The following is a 12992-nucleotide window of genomic DNA, read 5'->3' as shown; positions in this document are numbered from 1 at the left end:
CAGACAGATCATTTTGAGGGGAGAGATCTAGGATGCGAAACGTTAGCGTAGGCAAAATCAATACGACATTTTTTTCTAACCCGCGTCGGGATAGAAGTCGGACGTTGCTGTTCGTCCTTGAGGACGAGGGCGTTCCGGATCGGCTCCGTTTCGCAATCGAGCGCGACCTGCCCATGGTCACAATAGAAGAGTGCGATGGTTTGGGGACCATCGCTAATTCCTACAGGGACACCATAGCGCTGGTTGTGATTTCGCCATCACATGTTGCCGAAATGGAGGCGCGTGCATCCGAAATCCTGCGCTTTCACCCATTGGCCAGGGTCGCAGTCATGACAAACGACTCAACCATAGAATCTCACATGGCTCAGCAGCTCCAGACATCCACCGTGATCAATGGTGTGCTGCCGATGCAGATGAAGCTCGATGTTCTGACCCCTATCTTGGCGTTGCTAATGCGGGGCGGCGAATATTATCCACGCCTTCTCGTCCAGCCGGCGCCAACATCTATTCCGGAGGTTCGGCCCGCGCCGGAGCCGGCTAAGGCCGGACCAAATCATTTGAGCTTTTTGACCAAGCGCGAGCACCAAATTCTTGCTCTGGTCGCACGGGGATTGCAGAACAAGTCGATAGCGTCGGATCTCAGGCTGTCCGAGCACACGGTGAAGATTCATCTTCACAACATCATCACCAAGCTTGGTACGCACAACCGTACGGAAGCGGCAGCCGTGTTCCGCGACAGCGGAGGGGCGGCTCAGGCAAGAGTAACGCCGATGAGTGCCGCTAATTAGCCTATAGGGTGGCGTCAGCGCAGACGCCGGCCTGGTGCGCTTTTATGCTGCCCAGAAGCGTCGTGGATACTCACGCTCGTTTTAGCCTTTCCGATGTATGGCGCGTAGCCTCGCTGCCCCGATAAAACGGGTGCAGGGAGGCGACGTAATTATCGACATCTAAATGGCAGTGAAGGGCAGATCCCCATGCTAGAGATAGCCCATTGGTAGCAAGATGCCGTTCTATGTCGAACCGGCTCTTTGAGGGCGAGCGTCTACGACTGCGCTGACCGGTGAAACCTCCTTGATGACCGTATAAGGCGCCTGCAAGGGGCACCAGGGAGCAAGGATGCGCGTTCGGCTGGGCCGGCATCTTCTGGCGTGTATGCAAGAAGCCTTCTTTGCCGTACCGCGGCTGTGGCTCATCCTAGCTTGTGTCCTTGCTAGTTGGCTGACGATTGGTCTTGTTGTTTTCGCCATCTACAACTTGGCCGCGTAAACCGGCTGATTAGCGTTTTCGCAAGATTGGCCGGCAGGTGCCGGTTACCGCAAATAACCCTCAGGCACCCGGGCCCGGCTCCGCAAGAAGCCGGGCTTTGTCTTGGTGTTTGGCTTTGGTGCTTTCTAGATCAAACAGTCAGTTTGGCTATCACGAGCAAAGGCACATCCTGTCTCACCAGGGGAGGTCAAAAATGACAATCGTTCTGATCGGAGTCAGCGTACTTGCTTTGGCCTGCGCCATTTTCTGGGTAGCCCTTAACCGAGCCGACGGCGCGCATCATGGCGACACGTGCGACTCATGAGTGACCGGGCAATGTCGATGTCGGGCTCCCGAGGGGCTTTGTTTCCCCAACTGCTCAACAGCTTCGCTCGGGTGCGCGGCCAGCGTCCAGACTTCTGGAGCACAGCGGCAGAAACATGGGCGCTCACACCAAACGAGCAACGCACTTTCCCCCCTGCAACCTTTTTACCGGGCCAGCTCGATCGGATCGAAGAAACAGTTTTTGGGGACATGGAGGCGACTTTCCATGCGCTAGGTACGTGCACAAGCCATATTGTCGGATCGACGATTGCTGCTCGCTTCCGGGATGTACTGCTCTACGATGGAGTGCTCTACAAAGGATCAGCCGCATTCCACCTCGCGCGGCGAAAACGGCATTTTCCTGCGCTCAGACGCCCGCCCCGGATATCATCAGCAGCTTTGTATGACAGCTGGATTGGCCTGCGCTATTTCGGAAATTGGTTGATGGACGATTGTGAGACTTATCGGTTGGCGGAAACTATCGCCCCACCTGTCACCATCCGCCTCGAAACTTCGGGCCACAGAAAAGACTATGAAGATCGGCTGTCAATAGCTCCGTTGAGAACACAGTTCGCGCATTTCGATGAGCTTGTGCTGTTCCAGGACCTTGCCAACAATACGGGAAAGATAGCCCGTGCTGCAGATCGGCGGAAACGGCTCCTTGCTGGCATGGTTGCCCCTGAAGCTCATAGCGGCGTCTTTCTCATGCGTGGCCGAACAGGCGATCCACGTGTCCTGATGAACGAGGAGCGTCTCGCCGAACGATTGGCCGCGCGGCACGGGATCCGTATTCTTCATCCCGAAGAGCACTCGGTGGAGAGCCTGGTCAGCGCCTGCGCAGGCGCCCGTGTGCTGATCGGCGTCGAGGGTAGTCAGCTGACCCACGCATTGACTGTGATGCCGCCTGGCGGAACCATGCTGGCCTTGTTCCCGCCGGACAGAGTCACAGCCGCCATGAAGTTGATGACGGACAGGCTGGGGCTGAACTTCGCCTTGGTTATCGGCAAAGGCACGGCGGGTGGCTTCGAAATAGATCCGGCGGAAGTTGAATCTACGCTCGATCTGCTTCCATGACCTGCAATATTCGATCGGTATCGGCTCAAAAAAGCACGATCATCTAAATCAACGGTCTATTTGAAGGCCCCTGCTCCTCGCCTAATGTCACCATATCACCACCGCGCCGAGGCCGGAAACGATGTTGGAAGAATTGCGCAGGGACTATGTTCGCCACGGAAGTTCCGTAACAGATCCCGCCTTCATTTCCCTTTTAATTTTCCGATACGGAAAGTGGGCGAACAGCAGAAAGCACCACTTCATAAGGAAAGCCGCCAATTTACTTTATGGCCTTCTGAAGCTCCTCGTTCTCAACGTGACCAAGATCTGGATACCGCCCCAAACAACCATCGGAAGGGACTTCCATATCATCCATGCCGAGGGATCCCTTTCTATTCACCCCAGCACAATCATCGGCGACCGCGTCGGCGTGATGCACAACGTCACGATTGGAACGAATATGGGTTCAGGCGCTCCTGTTATTGGCAATGATGTTTTCATCGGGGTGAACTCAACCGTTCTGGGCAAGATCAGGATTGGGGACCGGGTGCGCATAGCTGCCAACACCGCCGTTACCACAGATGTGCCAGCAGATTCGGTGGCCGTCGGGTCGCCTGCAAAAATCTACCCTCGCCTGCCTGCAGGCAATTTTGCTGGGGACGCTCTTGTCAGATGAACGCTCAAGTTTCGATACCCGGCGCGGATGCGCCCATGTGGGAGCTGTTGTGGGCGAACCTGCCCCAACACGCCGACAAAACATGCCTTGTTGATCCCGACCAATCGGTAACCTATGGCGAGCTGGCGCGAGATGTAGATGTCCTCGCGGCGCGCCTCAGCCATTTAGGAGTTCGCGCCGGTGATCGGGTCCTTGTCCACTTCCGCAAGAGCATCGACGAAGTTACCGCCATGCTTGCGGTTTGGCGCCTCGGTGCGGTTGTCGTCAACGTCCATCATCAGTGGACAGCCGATCAACTCCTCTATGTTGCAGCCGATTGCCGGGCACGCGCAGCGATCATGCCCGCTTCGGTCGCTCGATCGTTGCCGGCGCTCGATCTTCCACCCACTTTAGAACATGTGGTTGTGCGCGGATCCGTTTCTGTCCAACAACCAGATGAACGGTTTTCCCAATGGGCGCCAGGCATGCAGGTTTCGGAGGCATTCTCGCCTTTCCGAGTCGAGTCAACCGCGCTGGCTGCGGTGATTTACACCTCCGGATCGACTGGAACACCCAAGGGTGTCATGCTCACCCATCGCAATATTCGTATTGGAGCACTCTCCGTTACCGAATATTTGGAGCTGAATGAGAGCGATAAGCTCCTTTCAATACTACCCTACAGCTTTGATGCTGGCCTCAATCAGCTCACAACCATGCTGCTAGTGGGCGGCACTGTTGTGCACCAGCCGGTAATTTTAGCTGCGGAGATCATAGCTTCTGCGAAACGCCACGCAGTCACCGGGATAGCGGGCGTGCCCCCGCTGTGGTCGATCATCGTGCGTTATCTGATGGACGCTCCGACTGAATTGCCCGCGTTGCGGCGCATTACAAACACGGGTGGCAAGATTTCACCGGACATACTGAGGGCTATGCCCAAGGTGTTTCCGGGCTCCAAGATATTCCTGATGTACGGGCTGACCGAGGCCTTCCGGTCCACTTACCTCGCGCCGGATAAGTTCGTGGCCAAGATGGGGTCCATCGGTCAGGCTGTGCCCTATGCAAAGGTCTTTGCCGTTCAGGCTGGGAAAGGACGAGCTAAGCCGGGGGAGCAAGGCGAGCTTGTGCATGTCGGTCCACTGATTTCCCTCGGCTATTGGGAACGCCCAGAAGAGACCGCCGCCCGCATTCGGCCCTGTCCGGAGTTGGCAGCAGAAATAGGCAATGAACCCGTCGTATGGTCAGGCGATCTCGTGGAGGTCGATGCCGATGGGGATCTTTGGTTCGTCGGCCGCATGGACACGATGATCAAGACCATGGGGTTCCGCGTTAGCCCCACTGAAGTTGAGGACGCCGCTGCTCGCACAGGCCTTATCCAGGAATGCATAGCCTTCGGCAGAGAGGATCCTGACCGGGGGCAAACCATCCACTTGGCCTGCACCATGAACAATGGCGGAGATCCCATGGCGTTGCAGGCAGCGTTTAGGCAAACAATGCCAAGCTACATGCTTCCTTCGCGCATTTTTCTTTGGCCAGGCAGCATGCCACGCATCTCCAGCGGCAAGCTCGATCGCCCGGGCGTCATCGCCGCCTGCGGCAGCGGCGACATTGCAACAGTGAACTGATCAAAGGCGCAAAAATGTACTCGACGGCATCTTTCACTACACATGACGTACTCGACTATTTGCAGAACGACCTTTCCATCGACGAGGCTTTGAAGGAAGATAGCGCCCTGTTTTCAACGGGCTTGCTGGACTCCGTCTCGATGATGAACTTGATCCTGTTCATCGAGCAACGCTCTGGCGCGGAAGTGCGGCCAGCCGATGTCACCCTCGACAATTTCGATACGCCCGCCCGGATAGTTGCCTATGCTGCAACCTTGGCCTGATCTCGATCCGCTACTTGGGCAAGCGGCAGAGCAATTTGGCACCCCCTCATATCTCTATGTCGTCGATCGCATTGGCTTGCGGCTGGCCGAGTTGGAACAGAACTTCGGTCAATGGTTCCGCTTGAGCTATGCCGTCAAAGCCAATCCCAATCCCGCCTTGCTTGCTTGGCTAAGAGGGCGGGTTCCCTATCTTGACGTTTCCTCAATAGGTGAGGTGCGCCGAGCCATAAGGGCCGGCTGGCCGGCAGCGGCGTTGAGCTTCACTGGTCCTGCCAAACGGGTCGCAGAGCTTGAGGAAGCCATAGCCGTCGGTATCGGGGAACTGGTGCTGGAAAGTGTTGCCGAGGCAGAGGCAGCAAACACAATCGCAGGTGTTGCCAGGGTTAGGCAGCGCGTTCTTGTACGGCTGGCACCAGACCACGTGCCTAAGGGCTTCGGCGACCACATGGCAGGACGACCCAGCCCTTTTGGCATTGACGTCGAGGAGGCCCTAGAGGCTCTTCCGCAAATTGCGTCGATGCAGCACCTGCACATCGTTGGCTTTCATATCTATTCAGGCACCCAGTCCCTGAAGTCTGCGGCAGTCGTCGAGAACTGGCGCATCTTCCTGGCGCAGTTTCGTCGCTTCTGTGACCTCATCGACCTTGAGCCTGAGCGTCTTGTCTTTGGCTCCGGCTTGGGCATCCCGCACCACGTGGGTGACGTTCCATTGAACACTGCGGAGGTCGCTGCTCAGATTGCTGAAGATCTCGAACAGTTTCGGCAGGAGAGCCGCTTTGCTGACACCGAATTTTTGCTTGAACTAGGCAGACACCTTGTCGGTGAAGCGGGTGTCTTTCTTGCTCGGGTCCTCAGGATCAAGCCCTCGCGAGGCGCTCAGATCGCACTTTGCGATGGAGGCATGAACGCACACCTCGCCGCAACAGGTCAGTTCGGAATGGTCCTGCGACGCAATTACATGCTTCACCGCGTGGATGGTGGCGAGCCTTGCGCGAAGTACGATTTGCACGGACCGCTTTGCACATCGATTGACAGGTTGGCAGCAGGCGCCGAATTACCAAGTCTCGCGCCCGGCGACATCATCGCAGTACATTCAAGCGGCGCCTATGGCCCCACAGCCAGTCCCATGAACTTCATTGGCCATCCCTATCCCCGGGAACTCATTGCGGAAGGGGACCGGATTTCCGACGCCACTCCCTGGACGACATAGACCGAGATAATCCTGAGGTCAGGATTGCTCCTTCTACTCCGCCGCCTCGCGCCTGTATTCGCGCGCGTCGCTGGCGGCAAGCAGCCGGCGAAGGTGGTTGCTCAGGACGCGAACGTTGGGGTCGAGCACCATGCTGTCGTGGTCGCCAGGCACGACGACCGTCTTGAGCCTGGCAACGAAGGGAGACCAGCCATTGTCTTCAAAGAACAAAGTACGCCCAGGCATGAGCCGGCGGCCATCGGACAGGCGGTACTGAATTTTCGGCTCCGGGCGGAACAGCGTTACCTCCCCGGCATAAGGGTGAACATTATAGCGCCCCAGAGCACGGCGGAATGCCGCTTCAACTGCTTCGTTGTTGAGGCGATCCGCACCCGTGGCGGCATTCATCCCTTCCTGTTTCTTGCGCTTTTCTTCGTTCCAGGCGGCGCGATTGGCAAGCCAGCGAGCAACGAAGTGGATGCCTTCACCACGCATATCCTGCAACTTCATGCTGAGGCGATCGAGCTTTGAAAGCTCCGGCTGGGTGGGCAAAGGCGTGTCCAGCAGGACGAGTTGATCGACCGCCTCACCCTGCCCTTGCAATTGCTGAGCCATTTCATAGGCAACCAGACCACCGCCAGAAAAGCCGGCAAGAAGGTACGGGCCCTCCGGTTGAATGGCGCGCATCTCCGAGATGCAGCTCGCGGCCGCTTCCTCGAAGGTTTCATGCGGCGGCGCGTCGCCATAAATGCCACGGGCCTGCAGGCCATAAACCGGCCGCTGCACGCCTATCTGCCGAGCCAATTGGCGAAGGTTGAGCACATTGCCGAACATACCCGCGCAAATGAAAAGTGGCGTAGCGCTGGTGTCCGCTGGAATATGCATCGCTACGCGGTGGACCAGCTCGCCCTGAGCTGCGCTATCGAACCGCTGTACGGCACCTTCGTCCTCTCCTCCTTCCGGCAATAGCTTGGCAAGGAGCGCGATCGTCGGCGCTTCGAAAAGGGTAGAAATAGGCAGATCTATGCCGAACTCCTTCCGGATAGAGCGGAAGAGCCTGACGGCGACCAAGGAATGACCGCCAAGATCGAAGAAATTGTCGTCGACACCAATGTGGTCGACGCCCAGCAATTCTCGCCAGAACTCGGCTATCCGCAGTTCTGTTGCGGACCTGGGAGCGACAAAAGCGCTGTCCATATCGGCCGACCGGCTGGAAACCTGCTCGGACTGCTTGGACCTAGCCGATCTTACGGAAGCGTCTCGCATGAGCTCTCGGAGATCCATCGAGCTGACAATCGGCTGAGTGGCGCCCGTGGCAAGCGCTCGCTCCAATACGGCAAGAGCTTCATGCGGCATGATGCCTTGGCGCACGCGCTTGGCCAATTGTTGAAGACCTGCCCCGCGGGACACCTTCATGTGCAGAGGTGACCAGCTAGGTGCGAGGCTATGCCCCGTTGTGAGACGTTTGAGCAGGAGGTTTTCGACGACCAGCAAAACCTTGCCATCTGGGGTTGCGATGGTGACGTCAAAGCTGGCAAAGCCGTCGCCAAAAGCAGCGCTGTCGGCTAGCCGTACCCAGCTGACAATGCTAGCTGGCAAGGCATGAAGCTGAGTGATCCGGCCGTAGGATGCCGGCGCCCAAAGGCTGTTTGAGTCGCGATAGCCGGGAATAATATCCATCGCAAATCCCGTGGCAATATCGAGAAGGCCAGGATGGGCTTTATAGCCTTGCTGAAGATCTCCAGCAAAGCTGTCGAGCAGTGCAAGGCGGGCGAAGGCCTCGTCAGTGCCATATTGCTGATTGCGCAAAACCTTCCATCGCGGGCCGAACTGCAGGTGATCTTCCTGAGCAGATTTCAGCGCCTCGCCAGCTTGGGCAACAGCGCTGCGCAAGCGGCAACGGCGTTCAATTTGGCCAATATCGATGTTTGCTGGGATTGGCCGCATCGACGCAAGCCTTGCCACGGCATGGACAGTGACAGCTTCGTTGATTTTGGCCGCTACCGTGACCTCATAGCCGTCCGCGGCGTAATCAATGCGCAGGCGCACCGAGACGCTGGTCCCTTCTGGGGCGAACATGGGGGTGCGGAATTGAAGATCCTCGATAGCAAAATTTGGAAGTTCGGCCTCGCGCATGGCTTGGCCGATTAGTTCGATATAGCCTGTGCCCGGCATCAAGGCCTCGCCAATTGCCAGCCGGTGTTCGTCGAACAGCCAATTGCCGGCGGCGCTTATGTCTGCCTCCAGCCAACGCGTTCCGTCGCCCTCGTCGATCCAGCGCTGGAAGAAGGGACCTTGCGCAGGCCGGATCAGCTTGGTTGCTTCGCTGACTTCTGCAATGCTGCGGGATGCCATGCCGATTTGGTTCCAGATACCCCAATGCACGGCAATTGTCTTGCGGTCGGCGCGCGCGGATTCGGCTTCAGCAAAGGCATTGAGAAAGGCGTTCGCAGCGACATAGTCGACCTGGCCAGCCGGAGCGATATCGCTACTGGTTGACGAGAACAGGACCAGAAGTTCAATAGGCTGATCGGCCAAGGCCTCGGCGAGCACCATTGTGCCCAACACTTTGGGAGCCAGGACGAGTTCGGCTGAATCGACCGTCTTGGCGAGAAGCGGTGCGTCATCGACCGTGCCGGCGGTGTGTAACACGCCGGTCAGACCACCCCATTTGCCCTTGATCTGGTCGATGGCGTTCTTGACCTCGAGCGGGTTGGTAACATCGCCACGGAGCACCAAAACTTCGGCGCCTTCCTGCTCCATGGCCTGGATGGCAGAGATGGCGGTGTAGCGCCGGTCGGAGGCTGGTAGAACGCGCAGGAGCGACGGCCAGAGCTCCCGCGCCGGGAGCGGAGTGCGTGCCAGAAGCGCGATCCTGGCCTTTTTCGAACAAGCAAGTTGGCGCGCGAAGGTGAGCGCAAGATCGCCCAGGCCACCGGTCAGCAGATAGATGCCGTTGTGGCGGAATAAACTATCCCGATCTTGAGGCGCAGCAAGCGGCAGGGGGACATGCGTGCGTGACCACCGGCTGGTGCCCCGCCAGGCGACGATCTCGGAACCTGGTTCGGCGGCCAGTTCCTCGCCCAAGATGTCCAGGATTGCCTGCGGGGTGCTGGTTAAGGTCTTCCCGGTTTTGCCGAAAATGGGTGGTCTGGACGTTGTTTCTGGCGCGTGGGTCTCAAGTTCCACGTCGATCAGACGCAGGGTGGTGCCTTCGAACTCGCGCGGGATAAGGAGCGACGGCCCTTCTACAGTGGCCTTCTGCGGAAAGGTCAGGCCTTCGCCGTCCACCTGCTGGGCCCCATTGGTGACCACGGTGATGTGCATCTCTGCTGGGAAACTCGCTTCGGAAAGGGCCTGCATCAGGTGGACGAGGCCGTGGAAGCCGTTTTCCTGCATGCGGTTGAAGAAGCTCGAGCCGGGGCGGAAGCCCGATTTGTGGGTTAGAAGCGTCAGGTAGACGATACGATCGGGGGTGAACTGATCTGCGGTGAGGCCGGCTGCCAGGGCGTCGTAGCCCGCGCGACCATGTTCTGGGCAGATCACATGGCTTTCAGTGTCGCGACGCGCGTATCCGTCGCCAGCAGCCACGGTCACCACGCGGTCTCCGCCCGCCCGCAATTGCGTGGCGAGGCGCTGGCCAGTGTCGCCATCGTCAAGGAAAATCAGCCAGTTGTGCTTGACTGGGCGGCCGCCTGCAACAAGGTCGGGCACCGAGCGCCTCCATACGGGGCGGTAGCCCCAGGCCTCCATGTCGTCGAGCCGCAGGAGCGGCGCCTCACCAGTAGCAACAACATGCTGGCGCTCGATAAAGAACTTCCTGTGCTGAAAGGGATAGGTCGGCAGTTGGACCTTCTGTCCTTCTGCGAGCAGGAGCTTGTCTGCTGGTACAGGGAGACCTACGGCCCAGGCTCGGGCAAGAGCGGTTAGGCAATAGAGCTGGTCATCGACCTTCTCATCGGGGTGCGGCAGGGAGTTTATGACGCGGTTGGGCTCGATATTGCCCTGTGCCTTGGCAAGGGACGAGAGCGCGCGGGAGGGGCCTACTTCGATATAAACCAGCTTCGGGTCCCCGCTCAGACCGCCGAGGCCTTGTGCGAAATGGACGGTCGAGCGGAGGTGGCGCACCCAATATTCGGGGCTCGTGGCGTCGGCAGGAGAGAGCGCGTCGCCGGTAACGTTTGAGATGATGCGCATGGACGGTGGGTTGAGGCGGAGTCCGGCTAAAAAGGCGCGGAACGGGGCCAGAATGGGCTCGAGCATGCGCGAATGGGCGGCGACGTTGATGGTGATGCGATTGGCTTCGATGCCCTTGGCTTTCAACAGTTCGCTGAAGCGGTCGAGGTGTTGGTCAGGGCCCGAGACAACGCAGAGATTGGGGGCGTTTACCGAGGCAATATCGAGCTCGGTCGGGAGCATCTGGCGCAGGGCAGCTTCGTCGACCGGGACGGAGAGCATGCCTCCTGGGGCAAGCGTTTCAAAGAGTTCGCCCCGCAGGCGGACTAGCTCTACGGCGTCACGGAAGCTGAAAACCCCAGCAATGCAGGCGGCTGCGTTCTCGCCCATGGAATGGCCGACCAGCGCCTTGGGTTTGATGCCGCGGGCGAGCCACCAGCGGGCGTTGGCGATTTCGGTGATGAGGATGGCTGGGAGCTGGATCGAGGGGCGGGAGAGGCGGGGGTCAGGGCTGGGGGCGTCTAGCCAGGCCGCGCGGAGTTCGGTGGCGGCGTTGGGGGGGAGATAGCTGATGCCTTCGTCGACGGTGCGGCGGAAATCGGGGTCGGAGCGGTAGAGATTGCGGGCCATCCCGTGGTGCTGGGCGCCCCCGCCGGGGAAGAGGAAGACGGCGCCGGTGGGGTTTTCCAGGGCCGTATGGGTGGGAATTTTCGCATCGCCTGCGAGGAGAGCCTTCACAGCATCTTTTTGATTTCTAACGGCAATCGCGGCGCGATGTTCGAAGGCTTTGCGGCCATGAAGGAGCGTGTGGGCGATGTCGGCGAGCGAGACATCGGGATTGTCGCGAATGAATTCGCCAAGGCGGGTTTGCGCAGCTTCGAGCGCCTTGCGGCTCTTGGCCGAGAGGAGGAGAAGATTGTTTTCTTCGCCCTTTTTGGCCGTTGATTGAGCAATAGGAGGCTGCTCGACGATGATGTGGGCGTTGGTGCCGCCGACGCCGAGCGAGTTGATTCCGGCACGTCGCGGGCCTAGCACATCGGGCCATTCGGTTAGCAGACTGTTAACTTCGAAGGGGCTTGAAGCGAAGTCGATGCTAGGGTTTGGCTTCTCGAACCCTAGGGTTGGCGGGATCTTGCCGTGCTTGACGGTGAGGGCTGCCTTGATGAGGCTGACGACGCCGGCCGCGGTGTCGAGATGACCGATATTGGATTTCACCGAACCGATGCGGCAGAAATTGCGCCGGTCGGTCCCCAGGCGAAAGGCTTCGGTCAGGGCCTGGATTTCGATGGGGTCACCGAGATAGGTGCCCGTGCCGTGGCATTCTACATAGCCTATGGTGTCGGGGGATATCCCGGCCAGACCCTGCGCTTCGATGGCCGCCTCGGCCTGTCCTGTGACGCTGGGTGCCAGATAGCCCGATTTGCTGCCGCCATCATTGTTGATGGCTGTGCTCTTGATGACGGCATGGATCAGATCGCCATCGGCCAAGGCGTCGGAAAGACGGCGCAGCACGACAACACCGACGCCGCTGCCGAAGACGGTTCCAGCGGCGCGGTGGTCAAAAGCGCGGCAATGGCCGTCGGGCGAAAGGATTTCGCCTTCTTGTGCGACATAGCCATGGCGATGAGGTTGCTCGATGGTGACGCCGCCAGCCAGAGCCATGTCGCACTCGCCGCTGAGCAGGCTCTGGACAGCGAGGTGAACGGCCGCCAGCGAGCTTGAACAGGCCGTTTGCACGTTGACGCTGGGGCCGCGCAGATCAAGGCTGAAGGACACGCGGGTGGACAGGAAATCCTTGTCGTTGCCGGTGTGGCGCAGGAGGAACATGCCGGTCTGGTCGACCAGTTCGCGGTCGCTGCAGACATTGAAATAGAAATAGCTGCCCATGCCGCTGGCGGCAAAGACGCCCACGGGTCCGTTTTGCCGCTCAGGCATGCGGCCGGCATCCTCAAGGGCCTCCCAGGCACATTCAAGGAAATGGCGATGCTGGGGGTCCATGATGGCAGCTTCCTTTGGGCTGAGGCCAAAGAAGTCGGGATCGAAATATTCCATGTCGCCGAGATCGGCAGTTCGCTTGACGTAATTGGACTCGCGCACGGGATCACCGGCCCGTTCAGCCGCCTGCAGCTCCTCGGCCGTGAGATCGCGGATGGATTCCACGCCCGCAACAAGATTGGACCAGAAGGCGTCGACATTGTTGGCGCCGGGCACGCGCAGCGCCATGCCGACGATTGCGATGTCGTTAGGAGAAATATGGGAGGCGTCCAGCATGTGAGAAAAACCCAATCCGGCTGATGACCTTGATCCTGGGCGTGCGGCCAGGATTTGGAGATCGGCACGCGTGATCAATTGCTTTGGCTGCCATGGTTAGCGGCTGGGTTGCCCGGCTGAAATCAATCAAACTACTGAGTGGGCGGGGCGCGGAGCTAGACCTGCGGTTGTGATTTGCCCGCCTGCGGGGATTG

The 12992-nt window shown here is 59.1% G+C and carries 7 protein-coding genes; 6 read left to right on the top strand and 1 reads right to left on the bottom strand.

The window, feature by feature from the left end; genetic code table 11:
- Positions 1 to 32 precede the first annotated feature (32 nt).
- The 6 genes from DDE77_RS00445 to DDE77_RS00420 all read left to right on the top strand — a co-directional run bounded on the left by DDE77_RS00445 (position 33) and on the right by DDE77_RS00420 (position 6372).
- The gene (locus tag DDE77_RS00445) at positions 33 to 788 is read left to right on the top strand and encodes a helix-turn-helix transcriptional regulator (protein ID WP_108395466.1); all 756 of its coding nucleotides are present in this window, start codon (positions 33 to 35) and stop codon (positions 786 to 788) included.
- Positions 789 to 1581: 793 nt separating this feature from the next.
- The gene (locus DDE77_RS19705) at positions 1582 to 2643 is read left to right on the top strand and encodes a glycosyltransferase 61 family protein (protein WP_157959576.1); all 1062 of its coding nucleotides are present in this window, start codon (positions 1582 to 1584) and stop codon (positions 2641 to 2643) included.
- 124 nt (positions 2644 to 2767) lie between these two features.
- Positions 2768 to 3298 (top strand): serine acetyltransferase, encoded by a 531-nt coding sequence (locus DDE77_RS00435; protein WP_245895030.1) that lies wholly within the window; start codon positions 2768 to 2770, stop codon positions 3296 to 3298.
- Positions 3295 to 4899: an AMP-binding protein gene (locus tag DDE77_RS00430; protein WP_210204312.1), complete on the top strand. Its 1605-nt coding sequence runs from the start codon at positions 3295 to 3297 to the stop codon at positions 4897 to 4899. Before DDE77_RS00435 ends, DDE77_RS00430 begins: the two co-directional genes overlap by 4 nt.
- Before the next feature lie 14 nt (positions 4900 to 4913).
- Positions 4914 to 5162: a phosphopantetheine-binding protein gene (locus tag DDE77_RS00425; protein WP_108395463.1), complete on the top strand. Its 249-nt coding sequence runs from the start codon at positions 4914 to 4916 to the stop codon at positions 5160 to 5162.
- A complete protein-coding gene (locus tag DDE77_RS00420) occupies positions 5143 to 6372 on the top strand; it encodes a type III PLP-dependent enzyme domain-containing protein (protein WP_108395462.1) in 1230 nt (409 codons plus the stop codon). Before DDE77_RS00425 ends, DDE77_RS00420 begins: the two co-directional genes overlap by 20 nt.
- A gap of 33 nt (positions 6373 to 6405) precedes the next feature.
- Here DDE77_RS00420 and DDE77_RS00415 read toward each other — a convergent pair whose 3' ends face one another.
- The gene (locus tag DDE77_RS00415) at positions 6406 to 12798 is read right to left on the bottom strand and encodes a type I polyketide synthase (RefSeq protein WP_108395461.1); all 6393 of its coding nucleotides are present in this window, start codon (positions 12796 to 12798) and stop codon (positions 6406 to 6408) included.
- Positions 12799 to 12992 lie beyond the last annotated feature (194 nt).

The sequence above is a fragment of the Devosia submarina genome, assembly GCF_003056345.1.
In the GTDB taxonomy this organism is placed as follows: domain Bacteria; phylum Pseudomonadota; class Alphaproteobacteria; order Rhizobiales; family Devosiaceae; genus Devosia; species Devosia submarina.
Note: the sequence above shows the minus strand (reverse complement) of the source record. Positions and strands in the feature narration are given on the sequence as shown.